The organism is Nonomuraea sp. JJY05, from assembly GCF_043496855.1.
Taxonomy (GTDB): Bacteria; Actinomycetota; Actinomycetes; order Streptosporangiales; family Streptosporangiaceae; genus Nonomuraea.
Map to the genome: position 1 here is coordinate 247940 of NZ_JBIEIS010000005.1, position 25191 is coordinate 273130.

The 25191-nt window shown below is 72.2% G+C and carries 22 protein-coding genes; 11 read left to right on the forward strand and 11 right to left on the reverse strand.

The features are described from left to right. Window positions 1–29: 29 nt before the first annotated feature. Window positions 30–1412: a type VII secretion integral membrane protein EccD gene (gene eccD, locus ACFKCF_RS08965; protein ID WP_394492485.1), complete on the forward strand. Its 1383-nt coding sequence runs from the start codon at window positions 30–32 to the stop codon at window positions 1410–1412. On the opposite strand, the gene ACFKCF_RS08970 is transcribed toward eccD, so the two are convergent. Together ACFKCF_RS08970 and ACFKCF_RS08975 are read right to left on the reverse strand one after the other, a co-directional pair. After that, window positions 1409–2248: a hypothetical protein gene (locus ACFKCF_RS08970; protein ID WP_394492486.1), complete on the reverse strand. Its 840-nt coding sequence runs from the start codon at window positions 2246–2248 to the stop codon at window positions 1409–1411. The genes eccD and ACFKCF_RS08970 overlap by 4 nt on opposite strands. Next, the gene (locus tag ACFKCF_RS08975) at window positions 2245–2562 is read right to left on the reverse strand and encodes a hypothetical protein (protein ID WP_394492487.1); all 318 of its coding nucleotides are present in this window, start codon (window positions 2560–2562) and stop codon (window positions 2245–2247) included. The genes ACFKCF_RS08970 and ACFKCF_RS08975 overlap by 4 nt, the downstream gene beginning before the upstream one ends. Window positions 2563–2713: 151 nt before the next feature. Here ACFKCF_RS08975 and eccB point away from each other — a divergent pair, with 151 nt between their 5' ends. Further along, complete coding sequence (eccB, locus tag ACFKCF_RS08980) at window positions 2714–4132, forward strand: type VII secretion protein EccB (RefSeq protein ID WP_394492488.1); 1419 nt, start codon at window positions 2714–2716, stop codon at window positions 4130–4132. Here eccB and ACFKCF_RS08985 read toward each other — a convergent pair. Genes ACFKCF_RS08985 through ACFKCF_RS08995 form a run of 3 tightly spaced genes read right to left on the reverse strand, consistent with a single transcriptional unit; the run spans window position 4126 to window position 6448 of the window. Then, window positions 4126–5205 carry a transglycosylase SLT domain-containing protein gene (locus ACFKCF_RS08985; protein ID WP_394492489.1) on the reverse strand — a complete coding sequence of 360 codons (1080 nt, stop codon included), beginning with the start codon at window positions 5203–5205 and terminating at the stop codon, window positions 4126–4128. The two genes, eccB and ACFKCF_RS08985, sit on opposite strands and share 7 nt — an antisense overlap. After that, window positions 5202–5477 (reverse strand): hypothetical protein, encoded by a 276-nt coding sequence (locus tag ACFKCF_RS08990; protein WP_394492490.1) that lies wholly within the window; start codon window positions 5475–5477, stop codon window positions 5202–5204. Before ACFKCF_RS08990 ends, ACFKCF_RS08985 begins: the two co-directional genes overlap by 4 nt. A gap of 14 nt (window positions 5478–5491) precedes the next feature. Then, entirely contained in the window at window positions 5492–6448 is a 957-nt protein-coding gene (locus ACFKCF_RS08995) for an ArsR/SmtB family transcription factor (protein WP_394492491.1), read from the reverse strand. Window positions 6449–6945: 497 nt separating this feature from the next. On the opposite strand from ACFKCF_RS08995, the gene ACFKCF_RS09000 reads away from it, so the two are divergent. After that, window positions 6946–7134: a hypothetical protein gene (locus ACFKCF_RS09000; protein ID WP_394492492.1), complete on the forward strand. Its 189-nt coding sequence runs from the start codon at window positions 6946–6948 to the stop codon at window positions 7132–7134. Window positions 7135–7206: 72 nt separating this feature from the next. Here the strand turns inward: ACFKCF_RS09000 and ACFKCF_RS09005 are convergent, their stop codons facing one another. Continuing rightward, complete coding sequence (locus ACFKCF_RS09005; RefSeq protein ID WP_394492493.1) at window positions 7207–8631, reverse strand: vanadium-dependent haloperoxidase; 1425 nt, start codon at window positions 8629–8631, stop codon at window positions 7207–7209. A 332-nt stretch (window positions 8632–8963) separates the two neighbouring features. On the opposite strand from ACFKCF_RS09005, the gene ACFKCF_RS09010 reads away from it, so the two are divergent. Next, complete coding sequence (locus tag ACFKCF_RS09010) at window positions 8964–11294, forward strand: glycoside hydrolase family 3 N-terminal domain-containing protein (protein ID WP_394492494.1); 2331 nt, start codon at window positions 8964–8966, stop codon at window positions 11292–11294. A gap of 5 nt (window positions 11295–11299) precedes the next feature. Here the strand turns inward: ACFKCF_RS09010 and ACFKCF_RS09015 are convergent, their stop codons facing one another. The 3 genes from ACFKCF_RS09015 to ACFKCF_RS09025 all read right to left on the reverse strand — a co-directional run bounded on the left by ACFKCF_RS09015 (window position 11300) and on the right by ACFKCF_RS09025 (window position 14014). Next, complete coding sequence (locus ACFKCF_RS09015) at window positions 11300–12289, reverse strand: endonuclease/exonuclease/phosphatase family protein (protein WP_394492495.1); 990 nt, start codon at window positions 12287–12289, stop codon at window positions 11300–11302. Between the two features lie 107 nt (window positions 12290–12396). Beyond that, window positions 12397–13188, reverse strand: a complete 792-nt coding sequence (locus tag ACFKCF_RS09020; RefSeq protein ID WP_394492496.1) for an SAM-dependent methyltransferase — start codon at window positions 13186–13188, stop codon at window positions 12397–12399. 73 nt (window positions 13189–13261) lie between these two features. Continuing rightward, complete coding sequence (locus ACFKCF_RS09025) at window positions 13262–14014, reverse strand: PP2C family protein-serine/threonine phosphatase (protein WP_394492497.1); 753 nt, start codon at window positions 14012–14014, stop codon at window positions 13262–13264. 325 nt (window positions 14015–14339) lie between these two features. On the opposite strand from ACFKCF_RS09025, the gene ACFKCF_RS09030 reads away from it, so the two are divergent. The 4 genes from ACFKCF_RS09030 to ACFKCF_RS09045 all read left to right on the forward strand — a co-directional run bounded on the left by ACFKCF_RS09030 (window position 14340) and on the right by ACFKCF_RS09045 (window position 18306). Next, the gene (locus ACFKCF_RS09030; protein WP_394492498.1) at window positions 14340–15449 is read left to right on the forward strand and encodes a hypothetical protein; all 1110 of its coding nucleotides are present in this window, start codon (window positions 14340–14342) and stop codon (window positions 15447–15449) included. Between the two features lie 31 nt (window positions 15450–15480). Next, a complete protein-coding gene (locus ACFKCF_RS09035) occupies window positions 15481–16620 on the forward strand; it encodes a hypothetical protein (RefSeq protein WP_394492499.1) in 1140 nt (379 codons plus the stop codon). Continuing rightward, complete coding sequence (locus tag ACFKCF_RS09040; protein ID WP_394492500.1) at window positions 16617–17288, forward strand: response regulator; 672 nt, start codon at window positions 16617–16619, stop codon at window positions 17286–17288. The genes ACFKCF_RS09035 and ACFKCF_RS09040 overlap by 4 nt, the downstream gene beginning before the upstream one ends. A 112-nt stretch (window positions 17289–17400) precedes the next feature. Continuing rightward, a complete protein-coding gene (locus ACFKCF_RS09045) occupies window positions 17401–18306 on the forward strand; it encodes a TauD/TfdA family dioxygenase (RefSeq protein WP_394492501.1) in 906 nt (301 codons plus the stop codon). Here ACFKCF_RS09045 and ACFKCF_RS09050 read toward each other — a convergent pair. Beyond that, window positions 18280–18900, reverse strand: a complete 621-nt coding sequence (locus ACFKCF_RS09050; protein WP_394492502.1) for a Uma2 family endonuclease — start codon at window positions 18898–18900, stop codon at window positions 18280–18282. The two genes, ACFKCF_RS09045 and ACFKCF_RS09050, sit on opposite strands and share 27 nt — an antisense overlap. Window positions 18901–19217: 317 nt before the next feature. Between ACFKCF_RS09050 and ACFKCF_RS09055 the strand changes: the two genes are divergently transcribed. Further along, window positions 19218–19883, forward strand: a complete 666-nt coding sequence (locus ACFKCF_RS09055) for a lytic polysaccharide monooxygenase (protein ID WP_394492503.1) — start codon at window positions 19218–19220, stop codon at window positions 19881–19883. Window positions 19884–19887: 4 nt separating this feature from the next. Here ACFKCF_RS09055 and ACFKCF_RS09060 read toward each other — a convergent pair whose 3' ends face one another. Further along, complete coding sequence (locus ACFKCF_RS09060; protein ID WP_394492504.1) at window positions 19888–21198, reverse strand: substrate-binding domain-containing protein; 1311 nt, start codon at window positions 21196–21198, stop codon at window positions 19888–19890. 456 nt (window positions 21199–21654) lie between these two features. On the opposite strand from ACFKCF_RS09060, the gene ACFKCF_RS09065 reads away from it, so the two are divergent. Together ACFKCF_RS09065 and ACFKCF_RS09070 are read left to right on the forward strand one after the other, a co-directional pair. Continuing rightward, window positions 21655–23553, forward strand: a complete 1899-nt coding sequence (locus ACFKCF_RS09065; RefSeq protein WP_394492505.1) for a primary-amine oxidase — start codon at window positions 21655–21657, stop codon at window positions 23551–23553. A gap of 14 nt (window positions 23554–23567) precedes the next feature. After that, window positions 23568–25190, forward strand: coding sequence for an ABC transporter substrate-binding protein (locus ACFKCF_RS09070; protein ID WP_394492506.1), 1623 nt, complete (start codon window positions 23568–23570; stop codon window positions 25188–25190). The last annotated feature ends 1 nt before the right edge of the window (window position 25191 follow it).

Sequence of the window (25191 nt, forward strand, 5' to 3'; positions counted from 1 at the left end):
TTCGGTGTCCGATCCATACACTCGTCCGGGTGAGCGCCACCGGAACCGACCTGTGCCGGGTCACCGTCGTGACCCCGCGTGGATTCCTGGACCTGGGCCTGCCGCCGGACATCCCGCTCGGCAACATGCTGCCCACCCTGCTGCGCGTCGCCGGCGAGGGGCTCGCGGAGGCGGGCCTGGCCCACGGCGGCTGGGTGCTCCAGCGCCTGGGCGGCCCGCCGTTCGACGTGAACGCGACCCTGTCGGAGCTGGCCGTGCACGACGGCGAGATGCTGCACCTGCGGCCGCGCGGCCACGAGCTGCCGGAGGTCGTCTTCGACGACGTCGCCGACGCGGTGGCGACCGGCGTGCTGGAGCGCACCGGCCGTTGGCAGCCCGCCACGACCAGGACCTACGGGTTGCGCGCCGCCGCCGTGCTGCTCGGCGCGGGCGCCGCCGCGCTGCTGGCGACCGGCCCGCCCCGGCTGCCCGCGGCCCTCGTCGCGGGGGCCGTCGCGCTGGTTCTGCTGCTGGTGGCCGTGGCGCTGTCGCGGGCACTCGGCGACGCGCGGGCGGGCGCGGTGATCGGGTACGCGAGCCTGCCGTACGGGTTCGTGGCGGGCCTGACCGGGCCGGCCTCGGCGGCCCTCGTCCAGCCGGACACCCTGCTGTCGGCCTGCGGCGTGGTGCTGATGCTGGCCACGGCTACCGGGTTCGCGGTCGCGCAGGGACTGCCCACGTTCCTCGGCGTGGCCGCCGCCGCGCTGTCCGGGCTGCTGGCGTCCGGGCTGGTCATGGCCTTCGACCTGCCCGCGGCCGGGGTGGCGGCGGTGCTCGCGGCCCTCGCGGTGGGGCTGACCACGGCGATCCCCGCGCTGTCGTTCCGGCTGGCGGGCCTGCCGCTGCCCGCGCTGCCGACGACGGCGGAGGAGCTGCGCCGCGAGAGCGGCGACCTGGACGGCGCGCTGGTGATCGACAAGACCGTGGTGGCCGACCGCTTCTGCACGGGGCTGGTCGCCGGGGTGGCGGTGATCGTGCTCGCCGCGCAGGTGCTGCTGACGGTGGCGGGCACCTGGGCCGCGCTGGCGATGAGCGCCGTGCTGTCGCTGTCGCTGCTCATGCGGGCCCGCGTGTTCGAGGGCCGCGGCCAGCGGGCCTGGCTGCTGACCGCGGCCCTGCTGGGGGTGGCCCTGCCCGCCGCGGCCGCGGTGGTCACGGCGGCCGACGGGGTGGTGCTCTACGGGATCGTCCCCGGGCTGGTCGTGCTCGCCCTGGGCGTGGTGGGGACGGCGCTGTGGCTCACGTCCGCGCGGCCGTCCCCTTTCTGGGGCCGCGTGGGCGACATCTTCGACATCCTGCTGATGATCGCCCTGATCCCGCTGGCGCTGGCCGTGATGGACCTGTACGAGACCATCCGGGGCCTGGTGAGCTAGCTACGGCTCTTGACCACGTCCTCGAGGCTCATGTCGCCGCCCGGCGCTTTGACCGTCCACTGGAAGGACCCCGTGCCGGGCGGGAGCGGCTGCCCCTGCGGAGGCGCGGCGAACGTCCCCGCCTTCGCGGGGTCGACGGCCCCCGTGCCGAAGTCGATCGCCGCGGAGCCGGTCGGGCGCATGAAGGCCAGCTGCACGGCCGCCGTCCCGCCGACGCCCGCCGCGACGCCACCCAGCACGTCCTTGAGCCCGAGCGAGCCGAGGAAACGCTTGAGCGCGCCGGTCGAGGCGGCCAGCGACGCGCTCGCCTGGACCCCCGTCCTGCGCATCGCGATCCTGGCGGCCAGCCTGGTCTGCGGCGCCAGGGCGAGCAGCTGCAGCGCGGCCAGCCGCAGGTACGTCTCCTGGGCGATCTTGGCCGCCGCCCCCCAGTAGACCATGAACCCGTCGCCGATGCTGTCCACGTGCCCCGCCACCCACTGCACATTGGTGCGGAAGGCGTCGAGCTCGGCCCGCAGCCGGTTGGCCGCGCTCGCGAACTCCTTCTGGTCCCCGGCGATCCAGCTCTGCCCCGAGTTGTTGATCACCATGGTCAGCGTGTTGTTCGCGCCCTTGTCGAGCCGCCCGCCCGCGCCCGCCTGGAGGTTGGCGGCCGCCTCCCAGATGCCGGGCACGTTCGCGACCGCGGGAACGGTGGCCAGCAGGCCGACGGCGACCGACGGCTCCATCCTGGCCGCCTTGCGCAGGAGGCCCTGCACGGCCTCGGGGTCGGGCGGGTTCTTCGACAGGCGCAGGGGAGAGCCGTCCCGGGCCCGCCCGGCCACCCTGGGCCTCATGGCTTCTTCACCCGCTGGACGATCAGGTCCTCGGCGGTGCGCCAGTTGCGCTCGGCGAAGGCCAGGTCCTCGCCCTCCCACTTCCGCATCACCGCGAGCGCGGTCTCGGTGTCGCGGACGAACGAGTCGATCAGCGACCGGTACAGTGCCCCGACCGTCCACTCGCCCAGCGGGCCCCAGCCGGGGAAGCCGACCGACCTGTTCTCCTCGAGGATCTGGCGCACCTCGTCGAAAACCGGCAGGAGGTCGTCCCTGATGCCCCGCCGGACCTCGCCGATCGCGTCGGGGGTGATATAACGCGTATCCGGATTCACGATCATCAGCCTGTAACGTGCCCGGCGCGCGGGACAGGGACGTCATTCACTGGTCATTGATCATTCTCAATTACGAAACCAGACAGCTGTTCCCTATTTATCCCGATAAATTGGGCTAAGTCGGGGAGACATGTGATCCGAGGGGCGGGAGTTGCACAGCCAGCGCGACCTTTATCAGGCCTACCGCCTCACCGTTCAGCGCATCGGGCTGGCGCTCCTGCGGGCCCAGCCGAACCAGCCCGAATGGCCGCTCCGCCGGCAGAACATCGGCTTCCTCGCCGGCATCATGGTCGCGGTCCTGCTCTGCGTCGGCTTCGCGGTCTTCGGCCTGCTGCGCCCCGGCGGCACGAAGGCGCTGGAGGAGCCGGGCACGCTGATCATCGAGCGCGAGACCGGCGCCAGGTTCGTCTACAGCCATGAGCAGCGCAGGCTCATCCCCGTCGCCAACTACGCCTCCGCCCGCCTCGTGCTCGCCTCCCAGGACGTCAAGGAGCGCGTCGTCGCGCGGGAGGCGCTGACCAAGTACGAGCGCGGCGCCCTCATCGGCATCCCCGAGGCCCCCGACTCGCTGCCCGGCCCCGCGAACCTGGCCCGCGGCCCCTGGGCGGCCTGCGTCCAGGAGCGCGCCGAACCGACCGGGCGCAAGCCGTACGTGACGCTGGTCGCCGGCCGCGATCTCGGCGGCACGCCGCTCGCCGAAGGGAACGCGCTGCTGGTCGACGTGGGCGGGCAGCGGTGGGCGATCTGGCGGGGCACCCGCATGCGCGTCCCCACCGGCATCGCCCGCGGGCTCACCTCGGCCGTTCCCGCCGCGGTGCCCGTGGCCTGGCTGAACGCGCTGCCCGAAGGGCCCGACCTGGCCGCGCCCGACGTCCGCGGGCGCGGCCGGCCGGTGGCGGGCCCCGGGGGCAGGACGGCGGCCGTGGGGCAGGTCTTCCGCGTGGCCGGCGTGGCCGGCGGCGAGGACCGCTGGTACGTGCTGCTGGACGACGGCCTGGCCCCCATCACGCAGACCCAGGCCACGCTGCTGCTGAGCGACCCCGACAGCCGGGCGGCCTACGGCGGCGGCGCGGTCAGGGAGGTCGCCGTCGACGCGGCCTCCGCCAACGCCGCCCCGCACTCGCGGACCGCCGTCCCCGCCGACGGCCTGCCCGCGGTCATGCCGCGCATGACCTCCTACGACCCGGCCAGTCCCATCTGCGTCGTCTACGCCGACACGGGCACCGGATCCACCCGCGTCCGGCTCACCACCGGCGCCAGGCTGCCCGAGCCGCGCGGCGACGCGACCGACCTGGTACGCCTGCCGCCGGGCCGGGCGGTGCTGGCCGGCGTCCTGCCCGGCGACGGGCAGCTGAACGCGGTCCAGTCCTACTACCTGGTCACCGCCGAGGGCCGCCGCTACGCCGTCCCCGGCGCCGACGTGCTGGCCAAGCTCGGCTACGCTCCGGGCCAGGCCACCCCGGTGCCCGCCAACGTGCTCCAGCTCATCCCCGAAGGGCCGGTGCTGGACCCGGCCAGGGCCGCCAGGCCCCTGCTCGAAGGGGGGCGGCCGCAGGCCGCGGGTCAGTAGCCGCGGTAGGCGCCGCCGGTCTTCATCGCGACCACGCCGGGCACGTTCGAGACCGAGCCGTAGGTCGCGATGGCGTACCGGACGCCCGCGATGATGTTGTCCACCGGGTTCCAGACGTTGTCGTGCCCCGGCAGCTTCCACCGCTCGAAGGTGGGGTCGATCGTCTGCATCAGGCCCTTGGACGGCGTGCCTTTGGCCGCGTTGGAGTCCCAGGTGTTGATGCTGTTCGGATTGCCGCCGGACTCCTTCCGGATGATCGTGTAGATGTCGTTGACGTTCATCTTCTCGACCGGGTAGCCGTTGGCCTTGAGGAGCTCGACGGCCTGGTTGATCCAGTCGGCGATCTGCGGTGGAGGGGCGGGCCCGCCGCCGGGCGGGGGCGGGCCGCTGGAGCCGTACCCGCCGAACCCGGCGCGCGACGAGCCCGTGGTCGCGGCCAGCGCGGTCGTGCCCGGCTCCGGCCGCGCGGGCGACCAGCCGATCGCCGTGCCCGCGCGGGGGGCGAAGGGCTGCGCGTCCGGCTCGCCCAGCTCGGCGGCGACGTCCGGGATCGTGCCGAGCGCCTTCCGGATCTTCCCCGCCGTGTCGGACAGGACCGTCCCGGTGTCGGCGACGAGCTGCTGCAGCGTGCCGCGGGCCTGGTCGAGCGCGGGTTTCAGGCTCTGGGTGACCTGCTCCTCGGTGGGCCGGGGATCGCGGTCGCGCACCTCCTGCGCGGCGGCGGCGTAGGCGTGGCAGATCTGCAGCGCCTGCGACTCGGCCGAGCGCAGGGTGGTCGCGGCGGCGTCGAGGTGGCCAGCGCACTCCTGCAGCGCCTGCCGCAGCCCGTCGCCGCAGCGCACCACCTGGCCCATGTAGCCGGCGAACGCCTCCGCGCTGCCGCCCTGCCACGCGCCGCCCACGCCAGCGGTCGCGGTGCGGACCGCTTCGGTGTGCCGCTGACCGGTGCCGGCGGCGGTGCGCCAGGCGTTCGCCGCCGAGGCGATCCCGCCCGGGTCGCCGATCACCTTGGCGGCCAGGTCGGCCAGCTCCGCGCCACCCGGCGCGGCTCTGACCTCGTCGAGCGGGCTCATGCCCGGACCGCGCCGCCATCGGCGTCGATGACCGTGCGCCGGACGGCGTCGAGCGTGCGCTCGACCGCCTCCAGCCGGCCGCCCAGGGTCCTCGCCGCCAGCTCGGAGATCCGCGCCAGGTCGGCCGCCGCCGTGGCCAGGGCCGCGGACCCGGACACGTCCCCGAACGCCGCCGCGCCCGGCGCCTGGCCCTTCATGCCCGAGAACGCGCCCGACGCCGCGCCGGCCGCCTCGGCGCACGCGTTCAGAGCATCGCGCTGGAACTTGAGCATCCCGTTCCTTCCCGTCAACGCCGGAAGAGCTCCAGCAGTTCGTCCGCCCGATGGGTGCGGGCGATCCACACCTCGCGCCCGCGGCGCTCGCGCGTGATCAGCCGTCCGGCCCGCAGCCGGTCGCAGTGGTAGGTGAGGCCGCTGGGCGCGATCTTCATGTCGGTGGCCAGCATCGACATGGTCATGGGCTGGTCGAGCGCGCACAGCAGGTCCGCGCGGACCGGCCCCACGAGCGCCGACAGCTCGTCCACCGCCGGCGCGACGGGCTTGCGCCACAACGAGTCCGCCCCGCGCACGGGATAGGCGATCCACACCGCCTCGGGATTGTCCATGCTGAGGATCAGGGCGTCCCTGCCGGCCAGCATGGGCACCAGGACGATCTTGCGGTCGCCCAGCTCGAACGCGCCGGGTTCGAGGTCACGGACGAGCAGGCCGCGCTCGCCGTACACGATGCGCTCGCTGAGCGCGCCGAGCAGCAGCTCGGGCCCGCCGCGCACGGTGGCGACGCCGACCCGTTCGATCTCCCTGTCGAGCAGCGGGCGGCCGCGCTTCCACAGGGGCTCGGTGGTGTTCCAGACGTCGGCCAGGGCGCCGGCGTAGCCGCGCAGCCAGCGGGCCGGCCGCTCGGCCGCCGCCCGCCAGTGCGCGGGCAGCGGCCCTTGGCCGAACGCCTGCTCGAGGTCCCTGATCAGGTGGTCAGGGGGCGTGTCGTGCAGGGCGCTGATCTGGGCCTGCATGGAGACGTCCTGGCCGATGGGCGTGTACGGCACCAGGCTGTCCGGCGCGACGGAGTGGCCGGGTGCGGCCAGCGGGCGTACGGCCTCGTGGCCCAGCGGGCCGACGCGCGAGCTGATGGCCCGCCGCCAGAGCTCGGGCAGGCCGCGGCGGCGGCCGGCGAGGGCGTCGGCGATCATGGCGAGGACGGTCAGGTTGGGCGAGACGGAGATGTAGAGCTGAGGTGTGGAGCTCACGCGCAGCTCGCTCCACACCTTTGTGCTTGTTACTTGGGCCCCCACAGGTAGGACTGTAGACAGGTAAGACATCCCCGGAGGAATGCTTCGAGAATGCTCGAAACGTCCGTAACGGGCATGATCAACTTCTACGTGATGCGAACGCTCCGGCTTTCCGGGACGCGCGTCCGCCGCTCTGGGGTCAAGTTCATGATGTGTCCTTTTTGTGGTGCTGTGCTGTGATTTATCGAGAACTTACGCCCCTTCACTAACTTCTCGCTTAAAAGCCTCTAACAGACACTTGTCCATCACTAGCCACATAGTGCGCCGTGAGGGTCGGCAATCTTGCACCGCGGGTCAAGAGATCGCCTCCCGTGAGTGGGTTTTTCCAACCTGCCTCGTCCCCGGCCCAGTGGCCGCGTCACCCCTCGGGATGGAAGGCTTCCCGCATCCGCCCCGGTCCTCCTGCGAACGGGTGGCCGGGGTGGAAACCTCGCAGGGCACTGGAAGGAGTGCGTATGAGTCAAGTAGCCGGCCGCGTCGAGGCCAAGCGGATCAACGACCACGTGGAGCTCATTCACGTCGACAACCCGGACGCGGTGTTGGAAGTACCGCGCCGCGACTGGGAGTCGTTCACCGCGGCGGTCAAGGCGGGCTCGTTCGACCTTGAGACGCTCAACCGGTTGGCCCAGGAGAACGTGGCCTGACGCCCCGCCGCACGAAGAGGCGCCCGCTCCCAGCGCAGTGGAGCGGGCGCTTCCGTGGTGCCGGGGCGGGCGTCAGCCGCGGCCGGTCCAGTACGCTTGGGCGCGGTCCCAGGCCGCCGTGCCGACCGCGCGGCCGAGGGCGCGGCCCTGCAGGTCACCCAGGCGGAAGTGGATGCCGCCGTACCGGCGCGACACCCCGGCCTCGTCGGCCGCGTCGGTGAACGTGCGCCAGCGCAACGTCACGTCCTGCGCCGGCGTCACCCCGGGCTCCACCTGCGACGAGCCCTTCGCGATCACGGCCTGCCCGCCGAACGTGTCGCCGCCGGTGAAGCGCTTGAGCACCTCGGCCGCCGCCGCGCTGAACGTGCTGTGCCCCGAGACGTACTCGGCGAACGGCGGCGTCGGGAACGTCGGCACCTGGAACGGCACCCACGTGGCCCCGTCGATCACCCGGCCGCCCCATGTCGGGATCCGCTGGCCCTTGTACAGATAGCGGATCGCGGTGATCGGGCGGCCCGAGTCGTGGTCGCGCTTGACCTCCCACGAGGCGATCCCGGCGTCCATGACCGAGTTGGCCAGCGCGAAGAACAGCTTCACGTCCTGGTCGAGGCCGTGGTGGTCGCGCGCCGAGATCTGCTGCGCGAACAGGCTCCAGTGGCCGGGCGGCGTCTCGCTGGCGGGGCCGTCGGCCCAGTATTCGGCGATCGACTTCTGCCGGTCGGTCAGCGCCGCCGTGGTGGACACGATCTCGGCGGCCTGCGTGCGGAAGCCCGACGAGCCGTAGGCGTAGGGCGGGGGCACGGCGTCGGCGAGGCCGCGGGCGGCGCCGCTGAAGGAGGCCACCTGGCCCCAGTGCGGCGCGAGGAACGGCGGCGTGACCGTCGCCCCGGCCCGGTTGACATACGTCAGGGGCGCCCACCGGCCGGGGTTGTTGAGCGAGGTCAGCGGGTCGGCCACCACCACGGGGGCGTTGACGGGCGCGTAGCCGGTGGTGTCGGCGTAGCCGCCGAGCTGGTTGGAGCCGTCGGTGTGGCGGTGGTCGAGCACGGCCTGGCAGGCGGTGACGCCGGTCCGCGCGGGCACGCTGGAGGCGTCGGCCGGGTCGTAGCCCAGCTCGGTCATCAGCGCGTCGAACGTGGCCCGCTGCGCCGGGTAGAGGTCGGCCGCCGCCAGGTGGGCGGCGAAGCTGATGGCCTCGGCCTTGTTCGCGTCGGTGCGCTCGGCCGCGGGCCGCCGCAGCGAGCCGCCCAGCCGGGTGCCGACGGCGACCGCGTCGTAGGCGGCCCACGCGTCGTAGGCGCAGGTGTGCACGATCGCCAGCGCCCTGGCCACGAGCGGCGGGCCCAGCGTGCCGGTGCGCACCGCGGTGAGCAGCGTCTGGTTCCACCGGACGGCCACGTTGGGGCCGCCGGCCTGGGCGGGTAAGGCGGGCAGGGCGAGCGCGGCGGCGCTCGCCAGCGCGAGCGCGGCCACGCGTAAGGATCTCAGAACGGGCAAGGCGTTTCTCCTCGCTGTCGGCGGGCCCCGGGTGTCCGGGGCATGACGACGATTCCACACTCGAACATATTTTCGGGCTAGCCTTCTGGTGACAGTCGCCTGCCGTTCCGGTGACCCCCGCTCGATCCTTTCCGAGCGCGTCCTGGGGGTGCCGACCTGGCCAGTGTGCCTAGGGGAGAGCGCGGCCGGATTTCTCGCAATTTTCCTTGATAACGCCGCAGTCCGAAACTTTCGGTGGTCCATCGAAATATTCTTGACGGCCTTTGCGGTGGGCACTTAGAGTCCGAATTCAATGATCGGAATGAGCTTTCGAAGGTTTCAGAAGGAAGGCCATGACATCAGTGAACGCGCCAGGTCTGGCGCCCTGGCGGGACAGCGCGCGGACGGTCGGCGAGCGGGTCGAGTCGCTCCTCGCGGAGATGACGCTGGAGGAGAAGGTCGCGCAGCTCGGCTCCGTCTGGCTCCAGAACGGGCCCGAGCACGGCAACGTGGCGCCGATGCAGGGCCGGTTCAGCACGACCGAAGGGCTGGACGAGCAGCTGGTCCACGGGCTCGGGCACCTGACCCGCGTGTACGGCACGGCTCCGCTGTCGGCGGCCGAGGGCGCGGCCCGGCTGCGCAAGCTCCAGGAGCTGGTGATCACGTCGAACCGGCTCGGCATCCCGGCCATCGCCCACGAGGAGTGCCTGACCGGGTTCGCGACGTTCGGGGCGACGGCGTACCCGACGCCGCTGGCCTGGGCGGCCACGTTCGACCCCGGTCTCGTCGAGCGCATGGCCGCGGCCATCGGCGCCGACCTGCGGGCCGCGGGCGTGCACCAGGGCCTGTCGCCGGTGCTGGACGTCGTACGCGACTACCGCTGGGGGCGGGTGGAGGAGACCCTGGGTGAGGACCCGTACCTGGTGGGCAAGATCGGCGCGGCCTACGTGCGCGGGCTGGAGGGCGCCGGGATCATCGCCACCCTGAAGCACTTCGCCGGCTACGGAGCCTCACGCGCGGCTCGCAACCACGCGCCCGTCAGCATCGGGCCGCGAGAGCTCGCCGACGTGATCCTCCCGCCGTTCGAGAGCGCGCTGCGCGAGGGCGGCGCGCGTTCGGTGATGAACTCCTACACCGACCTCGACGGCGTCCCGGCCGCGGCGAGCACGGACCTGCTGCGGCGGCTGCTGCGGGACGAGTGGGGGTTCGAGGGGACGGTGGTGTCGGACTACTGGTCCGTGCCGTTCCTGGCCTCCACGCACCGGGTGGCCGAGGACGAGGCCGCGGCGGGGGAGGTCGCGCTGCGGGCGGGCATCGACGTGGAGCTGCCCGAGACGGTGTCGTACGGCGCGTACCTGGTCGCGAAGGTCCGCGCGGGACACGTCGAGGAGGCGCTGGTCGACGAGTCGGTACGCCGGGTCCTGCGCCACAAGATCGAGCTCGGACTGCTGGACGGCGGTCCGCTCGTCCCGGACGGCGCGGACGACGTCGATCTGGACAGCCCGCGCAACCGCGGGATAGCCGCCGAGATCGCGGAACGCTCCCTCGTGCTCCTGAGCAACCCCGACGGCCTGCTGCCCATCGGCCCCGGCACGACCGCCCGGCTCGCCGTCATCGGGCCGTGCGCCGACGACCCGCGTACCCTCATGGGCTGCTACGCCTTCCCCAACCACGTGCTCGACCGCTACCCGGAGCACGGCATGGGCCTGCCCATCCCGTCCATCAGGGAAAGCCTCGTGCTGGAGTTTCCCTACGCCGACGTGAGGTACAGCCTCGGGGCCGAGGTGTCGGGCGACGACGCGTCGGGGATCTCCAGGGCCGCCGAGGTCGCGGCCGAGGCGGATCTCGCGCTCGTGTTCGTCGGCGACCGGGCCGGGCTGTTCGGCGGGGGCACGTCGGGCGAGGGCTGCGACGCTGCCGACCTGCGGCTGCCCGGACTCCAGCCCGACCTGCTCGAGGCGGTCCTCGCGACCGGCACGCCGACCGTGCTCGTCGTGGTCTCGGGCCGGCCGTACGCGCTCGGCGCCTACAAGGACCGGGTGGCCGCCCTGGTCCAGGCGTTCTTCCCCGGTGTGGAGGGCGCGGCGGCGGTGGCCGGCGTGCTCAGCGGGCGGGTCAACCCGTCGGGACGGCTGCCGGTGCAGATCCCCGGGACGCCGCCGATCAGCCCGTCCACCTACCTCCAGCCGCCCCTGGGCAGGAGGGCGGAGGGCATCACGGTGCTCGACCCCACGCCGGCGTACCCGTTCGGGCACGGCCTGTCGTACTCGGCCATCGAGTACGTGGCCATGACGACGGACGTGGCCGAGTGCCCCACCGACGGCTCGGTCGAGGCCCAGGTGACGGTGCGCAACGCCGGTGCCAGGCCCGCGGAGGAGGTCGTGCAGCTCTACGCCTCCGACCCGGTCGCGCAGGTCGCCAGGCCCGTCCTGCAGCTCATCGGGTTCGCCAGGGTGGCATTGGAGCCGGGGGAGGAGCGGGCGGTGGTGTTCGGCGTGCCCGCGGACGCGTTCTCCTACACCGGTAGCGACCTGCGCCGCATCGTCGAGCCCGGGAAGATCGTGCTCTCCGCCGGCCCCTCCGCCGAGGACCCGCCGCTGCGGGCCGCCGTCCGGCTCACCGGCGAGACCGTCGTGCTCGGCTCCAAGCGGCGGCTCACCACGCACGAGACGCCGGCCCGCTGAGCCGGCTAGGGCAGGCGCAGCTCGGCGAAGACGCCGCGGTGGTCGGTCCTGGGCACGTCCAGGATCTCGACCCGGTTCACGGCCACCCGCCGGTCGGCCAGGACGTGGTCGATGGAGATGACGGGCGGAATGGCCCGGCCGTTCGGCCAGGTCGGGATCAGGCCCTTGCCCACCTGGTCGGCCGCGTCCACGTAACCGCGGTCGAGCAGGTCGCGGAAGGCGCGGTGGTCGAGGCTGGCGTTGAAGTCGCCGGCCAGCACCCGGATCGCCGACGGCGAGGCCGGGGGGAGCGCGCGCAGGGAGGCTTTCCACTCCGCCTCCATACGCCCGAGCGGCGGATTGGGATGGATGGCCACGAACTCGACCTTGCCGCCGCCGGGCAGCGCCACGGTGGCGGCGGGCATGTTGTGGCCGATCGGGGTGAACAGGCCGGTCAGCTCCGTCACCGGATGCTTGGAGAAGATGCCGCTCCCGGTGGCGCCGAAGTCGGCCTGCAGCACCCGGTGGGGCAGGAGCTGCTTCAGCCCGGCCGCGTCCAGGCGCTCGACCTCGCGCGGGGTGAGCTCCAGGGCGCTGAACACCTCGACGTCGAACCTGCGTACCAGGTCGACGACCGTCTGCGCGTCACCGCGGCCGAACAGGTTGACCGACAGCACCCGCAGCGGCGCGCCCTTCGCGGGCGGCTGCTCGGCGCTGAAGGCGCGCGGCGTCACGACCGACACCATCACCGCGCAGACGAGCGCCGCGGCGAGCGCGGCCGGGCGGTTGCGCCTGAGCAGAGACAGGATCGCGGTCAGCGCCGCCAGCCCGGCCCCGATGGGGGTCACGGTCATGAGCTGCGTCGGGAACGAGCCGCCCTCCACGCCGGCGACCCTGATGACGGCCCACAGGGCCAGCAGCGCGACGACCGTCCACGCGAGCCACCGCCTGCGCCGCTTCCTGGGAGCAGGGGAGCCGTCCGCCGCGGCCCGCCCGGTCTCCACCGTTGTGCTCACTGCGCCGTCCCGTCCGCGAACCGTTTCCACTGCTTGAACTTTAAATCGCAGCGGGACGGCTCGCGCCGGGTCCACAGCTCGCTCTCAGGTTCGGCCCCGGCGGGGGGTCAGCGCTTGCGCCCCACCCCGGCGTACATCCAGGTCGCCGGGTCGGCGAAGAGCGGCGTGTCGTGCCACTCCGAGACCGCCACGAGCCCCGGCTCCACCAGGTCGAACCCGTCGAAGTAGCGGGCGATCTGCTCGCCCGTCCTGGGCGTCCGGTGCATCGCCTGGTGGCTCGTCGCCGACAGGTAGGCGTCGGCGGTCTCCTCGGGCACGAGGTCCAGCGTCAGATGGCTCAGCACGAGGTAGCTGCCCGCCGGCAGGGCCGCGGTGAACGCCTTGACCAGCCCGGCCGGGTCGTCCTCGTCGGGGATGTGCATGAGGATCGCGACCATCATGAGCGCGATCGGCTGGGTGAAGTCGAGCGTGGCCGGCACGTCGGGGTGCTCCAGGACGCTGCGCGGGTCGCGCACGTCGGCCTCGATGTAGGCGGTTCTGCCCTCCGGCTTGCTGCTCAGCAGCGCCCTGGCGTGCGTCATCACGATGGGATCGTTGTCGACGTAGACCACCCGCGCGTCCGGCGCCTCCTCCTGCGCGACCTCGTGGGTGTTGCCCTGGGTCGGGATGCCCGTGCCGAGGTCGAGGAACTGCCGGACGCCCAGCCGCGTGAGGTGGCGCACGGCCCGGCCGAGGAAGGCCCGGTTGTTCCTGGCGCTCTCGCGCACGCCGGGCACCGCCGCCATGGTCTGCTCGGCCACCCGGCGGTCGGCCTCGAAGTTGTCCTTACCGCCCAGCCAGTAGTCGTAGACGCGGGCCGAGTGCGGGACATTTGGGTTGATGCCGCGAGGAACGGTCACACGCACGATCTTAGGCCAGGGATGTAAGAAACTGCTCCTTCGAGCCGCAAGCGCTGCCATGGGCCGAGGCGGCTCAGGCCGTGACGTAGTCGGCGATGATCACCGTGGCGTCGTCCTTGGGGTCGGCCGCGGCCATCTCGTCGTACAGCCGGTCCAGGCACGCGCTCGGCGACATCCCCCCGGTGAACAGCTCCTTCATGCGCGCCGCCCCGAGCGCCCTGATCGCGCCGCTCGTGACGACCACGACGCGGTCGCCAGGACGGAGCGCAACGGCGCCGACCTCCGGGTTGAGCTCCGCCGGCAGGCCGATCCCGCGTAGCGGCGGGCCGTCGCCGAAGGAGTGCGACGTGGTGAGCTGCTGCGGCTGCGCGCCCTTCGGGCAGTGCCAGATCGCGCCGTCGCCGACGTGCGCGAAGCGCAGGCGCGGGCTCTCGCCCGGTTCGAGGACGATCACGTCGAGGCTGGTGACCAGGGCGGGCCCCGTGCCGCCGCGCAGGGACGCGGTCCGCACGGCGCGATGCGCCGCCTGCGCGCACTGGTCCAGGTCCTCCTGGTACTGCGGCCTGGCGCCGACCACGGCGCCCAGCGCCAGGGCCGCGGCCGCGTGGGCCGGCCCGCCGCCGGCCGCGCCGCGGGCGGACGCGACCAGCCGCTCCTGGATGACGTACGCGTCCGACGGCCGCCCGCGCGAGCCCTCGTACGTGCCCCCCACCGCCACCAGGCGCGGCCGGGCCACCGGCATGCCGGCCGGCCAGTTCCCCCGCCGGCCGCGGGCCGTCATCACCGACAGGCAGCCGACCAGGATCGAGATCACCAGCAAGGTCATGAGGTCCCCTCTCGTCGCATCGTCGCGACCCGCAGCCCAGTACACGCGCTGCTGAGCAGACGCGACTGACGGCTGATCGGCCGTCGTAGCGAATGACGGCCGATCAGCCGTCATGCCGGGGAACGCGCGGGGAGCCAGGGTGCGGGGAGGCGGTCAACACCGCGAGCAGAGCCGGCACGAGGGAAATGACGATGCGACCCATGTCTCCACCCGGCGCCACAGAGACGCACTTACGTTATTGTGAAGCCCGTCTTGTGCTGTCATCGCGAGCGGGCGGCTCATGTCTCTCCCCGGTTCCACGAGATACGACTCAGCGACCAGGCACATGGAGCGGACCATCGCGCGCACCGGTGCGGGGGCGCGGGGCGTGGTGGGGTTCGTGGCGATCGTCGCCGCGACCCTCGGCGCCGTGCCACCGGTCTCCGTCGCCTGGCTGGCGCCCGCGCTCGCGGCCGACCTCGTGTGGACGGGGCTGTTCCTGTGGGTGGCCTGGCGCGGCCGGCGGCTGCCGGCCTGGCTGGTGGGCGGTGACGCGGTCATCACCGTGGCCCTCTGCCTCGCGCAGGGCCACCTCGTCGGCGGGGCCGCGCTCGAGGGCGGTTCGAGCTGGATCGCGGGGCTGGTGACGATGACCATCGTCGTATCGGGGGTCACCTGGCGGCCGTGGGTGGCCGTGTCCGTCGGGCTCGTGGTGGCGGGGGCGTACCTGGCCGGGATGCGGCTGGCGGCCCCGTACCAGGAGGTGGCCGGGACGCTGGGGATCCACCTCGTGCAGATCCTCTGCATCGCGGTGCTGATGACGCTGCTGCGCCGCTCCGCCGCCTCGGCGGACACGTTCCTGCGGGAGAGCGCCCGCGCCGAGATCGCGCTGATCGTCGAGCGGCTGCGCCGCGAGGACGAGCTGCGCCAGGTCGGCAGCGTCCACGAGACGTCGCTGCACACGCTGACGATGGTCGGGCTGGGCACGTACGACAGGCCCTCGCCCACCCTGCGCCGGCAGGCGGTGGCCGACCTGGCGGCGCTGGAGAAGCTGCGCGCCCGGCCGAGCGCCGAGACCGCGCCCATCGCCCTGGACGCCCTGCTCGACGAGGTGGCCGGGCGGGTGACGGGGCTGGACGTCCGCAGGCGGCTGACGCCGGAGACGGTACCGGGGGAGGTCGCGGAGCGGTTCGCCCGCGCGGTCACCGAGGCGCTGGCCAACGTGGCGCTGCACGCCGGGGTGCAGGAGGCCGAGCTGGTCTCCCGCCGGTGCGACGGCGAGATCAGGGTGGAGGTCGCGGACTCGGGAGGCGGCTTCGACGTGGAACGGGTGCCGTCGGACCGGTTCGGCGTGCGCGGGTCGATCCTCGACACCATGCGCTCACTCCCGAACGCGGGCGCCGACATCCGCTCCGGCGACCAGGGCACCCGGGTGAGCCTGTGGTGGCGGCCATGACCGGCGGCAGCTCGCGGCGGGGGGAGCGGCCATGACCGATGACATCGAAGAGGTGGCGCAGCGCTACGCCCGCTACACCGCGATCGGCGCCGTCGTCATCACCGCGGTCTGGCACACCGGCTACGACCTCACCGTCACCATCTCGGGCTGGCCCGCCTTCCGCTGGCCGTGGCTGGCGGCGGTGGCCTGGATCGCCTACACGGTGATCGTCGTGATCGCCGCGCGATCGCTGGTCACGGCGTTCGAGGGGCCGGCCGGGGCCCGCCGGCTGGCCGCCGTCGTGCTGGCCGCGGACGTCGCGGTGATCGTGGCCTGCCGCCCCGAGGACCTGCTCGGCCCCAGCGACTGGGGCTGGGGCTCGGTGGGCTGGGTGGGCGTCCTGCTGCTGTGGAACCGGCCGGCCTGGCGGCGCGAGCTGATCGCGTTCCTCTCCCTCAACGCCGCGATCATGCTGACGGCGATGATCGTGACGGGGACCGTCGACCGGGTCTCCATCGCCAAATACCTCATGGTCATGGTGGGGAGCATCACGCTCCAGCTCGGCTACGCGGCGGGCTGCCACACGCTGCGCGTCCGCGCCGAGGACGCCGCGCTGCTGGCCCGCCGGCTGGCCGCCGACGACGCCTGGCGGGAGTCCGCCCAGCGCATCCACGCCGACCGGCTGCGCCGCTACGCCGCGATCCGGGACGTGGCGGAGTCGCTGCTCGAAAACCTCGCCGACGGGGCCGACCCCGGGGATCCCCGCGTACGCGAGGACTGCACGGCCGGGGCCATGCGGCTGCGGCGGCTCATCACGGAGCGGGAGGACGTGCCGGACGAGCTGGTGTCGGTGCTGCGCGAGCGCATCGACGCGGCCGAGCGGCGCCAGGTCCTGGTGACGGCGCCGCCGTTCGGGGAGCGCATGCCCGCGCTGCCGGACGGCGTACGGGAGGATCTGCTCAGAGCACCCGTGCGGGCGCTGGACGGGGCGAGGTCGCGCGCCAGGGTCACGGTGTCCGCGATGTCCACAATGGTGAGCGTGGCCGTCGTGGCCGACAACGACGACCTGCCCGTCAGCGCCAACCCGATCCGGGAGCCGAGCGGGGTCGTCGTCACCTATCAGCGGCAGGGAGGGGAGGTATGGGTCAACAGCATCTGGGAGGGCCCGCCGGCGGAGCGGCGGGACGCGTGACGGTCGCCCTGGTGGAGGACCATCAGGTGGTGGTGGACGGCGTGAAGTCGTGGTTCGGGCCGCCGAGCCCGGTGGAGCTGGTCGCACAGGGACCGACCATCGAGTCCGTCCGCGGCGTGCGGGCCGACGTGCTCCTGCTGGACCTCAACCTCAACGGCACCATGGTCGTGGACCGGGTCGCCGAGCTGTGCGCCGGAGGCCAGCGGGTCATCGTCTTCTCCGAGCACGAGGAGCCGGAGACGGTGCGCGCGGTGCTGGACGCCGGGGCGTCGGCGTTCATCGGCAAGGGCCGGGCCACCCGGGAGTCCTGCCTGGAGACCATCCTGGAGGTGGCGGCCGACCGGCCGTCCGTCACGCCGCCCATGGCCCAGGCGATCGCCACCGACGAGGGGCCCCACCGGCCGCAGTTGTCGGACAAGGAGCGGGCGGCGCTGCTGTACTGGTTCCAGTCGATGTCGAAGGCGTCTGTGGCGGCCAGGATGGGCATCAAGGAGCGCACCGTGCGCCAGTACATCGACCGCGCCAGGGTCAAGTACGCCGCCGCCGGCCGCCCCGCGCCGACCAAGGAGAAGCTCCTCATCTGCGCCATCCAGGACGGGCTGGTCCAGCCGGACGAGGTGACCGTCTACACGTCCCTGGCCGCCCGGGCCGCGCCCTCCGAGGAGTAGTTCCGCCCTGGGTGAAGACGTTATGCCGTGGGCGATGCGGGGCTGCCCGGGCCGATCCGGAGGGGCAAGGTGATTCTCGAACGGCCGGCCGATCGAGAGGTGGTGTCACGTCATGGCGGTGGCGGAAGTGCTGGGACCGGGGGAGTGGCTGGGGTCGGAGCTGCGAGGCGACGACAGCTGGCGGATCCGGCTCACGGAGGCGCACCGGCAGGAGGTGCTCGCCGCCGTCCACGCGGCGGGCGGCGAGATCTCGCGGGAGAGCTTCCGGCTGCCGACGCTCGCCCCCGTCCTGCGCCGGGTGCGCGATGAGCTCACGCACGGCCGCGGCTTCGCCCTGCTCCAGGGGGTGCCCGTCGAGGGGCTGAGCGAGCGCCAGTGCGAGACGGCCGCCCTCGGCCTCGCCTCCCACGTGGGCGGCATCGTCCCGCAGGGTCCGGAGGGGGCGCCGGTGATGCACGTACGCGACACGGGCGCCGACCCGTCCCACGCGCGGACCAAGAGCTACCAGCACAGCGGCCGGCTCGGTTACCACAGCGACCCGACCGACGTCGTGGCCCTGCTCTGCGTCCGCCCGGCGAAGTCCGGCGGCCTGAGCGCCGTCGTCAGCTCGGTGGCGGTGCACAACGAGGTGGTGCGCACCCGGCCTGACCTGGCGGAGGTCCTCTACGAGCCGTGGTGGCACGACCGCCGCACCGGCGACGGCCCCGACAGCTTCTACACCAAGCCGATCTGCGCGGCCCGCCCCGGGGGTGGGGTGTCCATCGCGTACGGCCCCGACTACCTACGCTCCGCCCAGCGCGGCGCCACCGTGCCGCCCTTCACGCCGGCGCAGGAGGAGGCCATGGCCCTCCTCGACGACCTGACCAACGATCCCCGCTTCACGCTCACCATGGATTTCCGGCCGGGCGACCTGCAGTTCCTCAACAACCACGTGACCTTGCACAGCCGCACCGCCTACGAGGACCACCCGGAGCCACCCCGCCGCCGCCACCTACTCCGCCTCTGGCTCACCACCTGAGACGCGGGGCCGCAGGCGCGGGCGGTCTAGGTCGCCAGGATCGAAGCTGACGGGGAACGGCGTGGTCAGGTGGGCGATCTGACCTGCCTTGTAGGCGGTCGGCGGGTCGTAGTTGTCACCGTTGACCTCATAGACGTAGAGCGTCGGGCCTTCGTCCAACTCGATCCGCCAGTAGTTGGGGATGCCCGCCGCTGCGTATGCATCGGTATTGAGGACCCTGTCCCTACTCTTGGTGCTCGGGCTGACCACCTCCACCGCAAGCAGGAGTTCTTCCGGAGAGAACATGAGTGGATCGGTGTACAGCGACTCCTCGGTCGCGATGACAAGGTCGGGGATATAAAAGTCCTTGTCTGTAACCCGCAGATTAACGGTCGAAAAGACCTCCAGCTCTGGTGGCGCCTCGTCGTCGAGAATGCACTGCAGCAGGAAGATCGCACGTTGATGCAGCTTTGTGGGGGCAGGGCTCACCAGTAGGCTCCCGTTGAAGAGCTCGTAGCGGTTCCCGTCGTCGGGGAGTTTGAACAGGTCGTCGACTGTGTACGGCGGCGCAGGCAGGAGAATCTCGCGCCTCGTGGTCGGTTCGATCGTCGCCATTGCGGTCACCCACCAAGTATCGGGAGCCTTCCCTCGCCCACATGCTACTTCCCCAAATCTCATCACTTTAAGTTCTGGCTCGGTCACGTATTGATACATCCCCTCCGGATCGGACATAAGTGAAAGTTTCAGTCAATCTGGCGGCATGGCGGGAAAACCCTTTCCGCTGCTCATCCGGCACGTCGACCTGGGCGTGCGAGGAGATGACCATGAGCTGACATGGACCGTCATTTGTGTGGACTTGCGGGGTCAGATACGGTCGCCCCGCGGAGCGCTCCCCTTCCCGGAACCCCCGACCGGAACACGGAGATCGCACTATGCCCCAAGCCGGACCCCACCGCTGGGCGCGGCGCGCCCTGGCTGTGCTGCTGACAACGGCGATGATCTTCGCCGTGCCCCTGGCCGAGTCCGCCTCGGCACACGGCTCGGTCGTCGACCCCGCCTCCCGCAACTACGGCTGCTGGCTGCGCTGGGGCAACGACTTCCAGAACCCCGCCATGCAGCAGCAGGACCCCATGTGCTGGCAGGCGTGGCAGGACAACACCAACGCCATGTGGAACTGGAACGGCCTCTACCGCAACGGGGTCGGCGGCAACCATGAGGCGGCCATCCCCAACGGCCAGCTGTGCAGCGGCGGCCTGACCGAAGGCGGCCGCTACCGCTCCATGGACAAGCCGGGAGCGTGGACGATGGTGAACCTCGGCAGCACCTTCAACATCCGCCTGAGCGACCAGGCCAGGCACGGCGCGGACTACATCAAGGTCTACATCACCCGCCAGGGCTACAACGCCCTCACCACGCCCCTTGGCTGGAACAACCTGGAGCTGGTCCGCACGACCCCCAGGTACGCGCCCAGTGACGTGTACATGATCAACAACCTCAGCAAGGGCTCGCGCACCGGCCGTCACGTGATCTACACGATCTGGCAGGCCTCGCACATGGACCAGTCGTTCTACTTCTGCAGCGACGTCAACTTCGGCTGAGCCGCTACCGGCGGGGGCGGGTCGAGGCGCGGATGGAGAGCTCTATCGGGTGTACGCGCTCCGTGCCCACGGGCACGGCCCCGGACAGCAGCTCGAACAGCAACTCCGCGCAGCTCGCCCCCGCCTCCTTCGGGCGCAGGTCGATCGCGGTGATCGGCGGGTCGGACTGGCGGGTGGCGGCGCTGTCGACGCACGAGGCGAGCAGCACGTTCACGCCGGCTTCCCGCAGCAGCGGCGCCACCTCGGTCGCCGCCCCGGCCGGCGCGCACACCAGGGCGTCCAAAGGCCCGTCACCACCCCGGCCCAAGGCCCCCGCCCCGCCCGGCCCCTGATCGGCGTCCCCGCTGACGGAGAGGCCATAGCCCCGCTCGGGCCCTCGGCCGGTTGGACGGTCATCGCCCTGCTCGGCCCTTCGGCTGGTTGGACGGTCATCGCCCTGCTCGGCCCTTCGGCTGGTTGGACGGTCATCGCCCTGCTCGGCCCTTCGGCTGGTTGGACGGTCATCGCCCTGCTCGGCCCCTCGGCCGGTTGAGTGGTGGTCGCGCTGCTCGGCCCCTCGGTCGGTCCCTCGGCCGGAGCCTCCGGGGGTGTCGAGGAGGGCGCGGGCGGCGGCCCGGACCTCGTCGCCCGACGCGTCGAAGGACACCCGCCGCACCAGCGGCACCACCCCGTGCGCCGCGCACCACTCCAGGTAGCCCCGGTGCACGCTCCCCGCCCAGTCGCTCTCGTCGCCGGCCACGATGAGCGCCGGCCGCGACGCGCCCGACTCGCGCAGGTGGTCGAGGAGGCGGCCCAGCATCGAGGCGTGCTCCGACCACACCACGCCGTCCGCCTGCCGGGAGCCGGGGAAGCGTTCGCACGAGACCGTCGGCAGGCCCGTCGCCATCAGGCTCTCCACCACGGGGTCGCCTCCCAGCGGGTCCCCGAGCACGAGGCCGTCCACGCGGGGCGGCCGTGAGCGGCGCTGGCCGGACGTGATCAGCGTGACGTCGTAGTCGTGCCGCGCCGCCTGCTCCACCACGCCGAACACGAACGACATGTAGTAGGAGGAGCGGGTCAGGACCTCGGGGACGTGCAGCCCGATGGTGCCGGTGCTGGCCTTGCGCAGGTGCCTGGCCGAGCCGTTGGGCACGTAGCCGAGCCGCTCGGCGACCTGCGCGACCGCCTCCCGGGTGCGCTCCGAGACCCGCCCGGAGCCGCGCAGCGCGTCGGAGGCCGTCGTCTTCGACACCCCCGCCTCCCTGGCGACGGTGAGGATCGTGACCGGCTCCTCCGTGCGCAGGCCTGCCCGCTCGCGCCCCTCGTCTGCTCGCACGCCCCGATGGTAGCGGCCCTGATCGCCCACTTCCGCCGGACGAGGCGCCACGAACCCACCGGGCCCTCCGCCGCTCCCCACGTCCCGCGAGCGCCGGGGCCGTCGTCCCGTGAGTGGCGTGGCCGTCCGGTGTTCCCGGCGTCCCGCGACCCCATCGAGCCCCGCCGCGTCCCGGGTGCGGCGAGTGGCGGGGCCGTCCGGTGTTCCCCGCGTCCCGGGACCCCATCGAGCCCCGCCGCGTCCCGGGTGCGGCGAGTGGCGGGGCCGTCCGGTGTTCCCCGCGTTCCACGAGCGGGGGCGCCGTCGGCCTCGGTGGTGGCGCGACCCGTGGGTGGCGAGGGGTTTCGGTAAACGGTCTGTTTCGGGTGGCGCTTGGGTCTTGTCTCCGTCCGGGGGTCGCAATTAAGTTATCCCAAACCTTGCCGGAACGTTCCGGCAGCAGAAAGGGGCGGAACGTTGCACCTGACCACCGGGAAGCACCCCCATCCTCTCGACCCCCTCGCCGCGCAGGAGATCGACGAGGTCAGGCGGATCCTGATGCAGGAGGGCCTGCTGACCGACACGGTGCGGGTGGCCTACCTCGGCCTCGAGGAACCGGCGAAGGGCGAGGTCCTGGCCTACGAACCGGGCGCCCCTGTCGTACGCCGGGCCCGCGCCTTCCTCCTGGACCTGGCCACCGAGACGGCCGAGGACGTGATCGTGTCGATCACGACGGCCACGGTCGAGGAGCGCAGGCCCATCGACCCGGTCACCGACGGCCAGGTGCCCATGCTGGACGAGGAGCACGCCCTGGTCAGGCGGGTGCTCAGGGAGGACCCGGCCTGGGCCGAGGCGCTGCGGCGCAGGGGGATCGAGGACCCGGCGGGCGTCTACCTGGCCGCGCTGAGCGCCGGCAACTTCGGCCTCCCCAAGGAGGAGGGCCGGCGGGTGGCGAGGGTGCTGGCGCACCAGATGCCCACGCCCGAGAGCCTCCCGTGGGCCCACCCCGTGGACGGCCTGGTCGCGTACGTGGACCTGGTCAAGGGCGAGGTCATGGAGATCGTGGACACCGGCCCCCAGCCCATCCCCGCCGAGCCCGGCGACTACCACCAGGGCCCGCACCGGACCACGCAGAAGCCCATCCACATCACCCAGCCGGACGGCCCCAGCTTCACGGTCGACGGACCCCTGGTCACCTGGGAGAAGTGGAGCCTGCGTCTGGGCTACGACATGCGCGAAGGGCTCACGCTCCACCAGATCGGCTTCGAGGACGACGGCCGCGTCCGGCCGATCGTCTACCGGGCGTCGGTGGCGGAGATGCTGGTCCCGTACGGCGACCCGAGCCCGATCCGGTTCTGGCAGAACTACTTCGACACCGGCGAGTACCAGCTCGGCAAGCTGGCCAACTCCCTGGAGCTCGGCTGCGACTGCCTCGGCGAGATCACGTACTTCGACGCCGTCGTGACGGACGGCGGCGGCGTGCCCAAGGTGATCACGAACGCGATCTGCATGCACGAGGAGGACTACGGCGTGCTGTGGAAGCACACCGATCCGGCCAACGGCTCCAGGGAGACCCGCAGGCAGCGGCGCCTGGTGATCTCGTTCTTCGTCACGGTCGGCAACTACGACTACGGCTTCTACTGGTACCTCTACCTCGACGGGACCATCGAGCTGGAGGTCAAGGCCACCGGCATCGTCTTCACCGGCGCCTACGACGACCGCGCCGCGCCCTACAGCTCGGAGGTCGCGCCGGGGCTGGCGGCGCCGTACCACCAGCATCTGTTCAGCGCCCGGCTGGACATGACGGTGGACGGCGTGGCGAACGCGGTCGACGAGGTGGAAGTGATCGCGGTCGAGAGCCCCTACGGCAACGCCTTCGGCCGCGCCGTGAAGCGGCTGCGCACCGAGGGAGAGGGCCGGCGCGACGCCGACCTCGCCAAGGAGCGCACCTGGCACGTCGTCAACCCCGACGTGCGCAACCGCCTCGGCCGCCCGGTCGGCTACGCCCTGCACCCCGAAGGCAAACCGGCCCTGCTCGCGCACCCGGAGTCGTCGATCAGCAGGCGGGCCGAGTTCGCGACCAGGCATCTGTGGGTGACGCGGTACCATCCCGCAGAGCGCTATCCTGCCGGTGACCTGGTCAACCAGCATCCCGGCGGCGCGGGCCTGCCCACCTACACCAGGGCCGACCGCGACATCGACGGGCAGGACATCGTGCTGTGGCACACGTTCGGCCTGACACATTTCCCCCGCACGGAGGACTGGCCGATCATGCCGGTCGACACGTGCGGGTTCGTACTCAAGCCGGTCGGGTTCTTCGATCGCAACCCCACGCTCGACGTCCCGCCGAGCGCCGCCGAACGTTCCTGCCACTAGAGGAGAAGAGGCCCATGCGTCCCATACGCCTGGCCTGCGGTGTCATGGCAGCCCTGCTGGCCTCGGCCTGCGCCGCCACCGGAACGACCACCACCCCCGCCACAGCCCCCGACCAGCCCAATCCGACCGGTTACCTCGCCACAGCCGACCAGTCGCTCCCCACCGGTGGCACGCTCAACCTGGCCGTGCACATCGACAGCGGCGCCGCCACCGGGTACGACCCGCAGCTCGCCGACGTCGCCACCACCTGGCAGCTGCTCTCGCTGTCCTACGAGACGCTGGTCACGGTGGGCCCCGACTTCAGCATCCAGCCCATGCTGGCCGAGAAGTGGGACACCCCCGACCCCAAGACGTACGTCTTCCACCTGCGCGACGGCGTCACCTTCTCCAACGGCCGCGAGATGACGGCCGACGACGTGGTGGGCAGCCTGAAGCGGCTGCTGGCCTCCAAGTCGGTCTGGCGCGGCCAGCTCGGCCCGGTCAAGTCGGTCACCAAGGACGGAGACCGCGCGGTCAAGGTCGCCCTGAGCGAGCCGTACACGCCGTTCCTGGCCGCCCTCGCCAACATCCCCGCCGCAGTCCTGCCCATGAAGGAGATCGACGACAAGTCGGTCGACCCGGCCAAGACGCTGCTCGGCACCGGCCCGTACGTGGTGGAGAACCACCGCCAGGACGTGTCGTGGACCTTCAAGCGCAACGACAAGTACTGGTCCAAGGGCAAGCCGTCCGCCGACGCCGTCAACGTGACGATCGCCCCCGAGGAGGCCGCGCGCATCGCCGCCCTGCAGAACGGCAGCGCCGCCCTGGCCACGCTGGGCAACGTAGACTCGGCGAGCATGCTGGCCGGGGCGAAGAACGTCCAGGTCGTGACCCAGGCCACCACGGACTTCTACTACCTGATGCTCAACACCCAGGCCCCGAACTCCAAGTTCGCCGACCCGAAGGTGCGCCAGGCCGTCGCCATCGCGCTCGACCCGAAGCAGATCGCCGACGTGGCGCTCGGCGGCAAGGGCAAGCCGACGGCGATCACCCCGGCGGGCCTGCCGGGCGCGTGCGACCCGGCCGCGCTGCCGTCGGCGTCCAAGAGCGTGGACGAGGCGAAGAAGCTGCTCGCCGAGGCGGGCGCCCAGAACCTGACCTTCACGCTCAGCATCTTCTCCACCGAGCCCGCCCCGGCGGTCGCCCAGGTGATCCAGCAGAACCTCCAGCAGGCCGGCATCACCGTGAAGATCGAGCAGCTGGACGAGGCGAGCTGGTCGGGCAAGGTGTACGGCAAGGCGCCCGCCGAGTTCGACGCCGCGATGTCCTGGTTCGCGGGTTACGCCGACCCCGGCATGGTCACCAAGTGGTGGAACCCGGAGACGGCCGGCTTCAACGTCGGCTTCATGAAGCCGGACAAGGAGCTCAACACGCTCATCGACGCGGCCGGCAAGGAGCCCGCGGGAGCCGCCCGCGACAAGGCGCTGGCGGCCGTCTGCGCCAAGGCCGACACCGACGCGCAGATGATCCCGCTGGTCACCCGCCCGGCCACGATCGCGTTCCGGACCGACGCGCTCAGCCCCAGCCTGTACGCCACCGAGGGGTACGGCAACGTGCTGCGCCTGATCGCCGACGCCCGCGTGAAGAAGACCCAGTAGC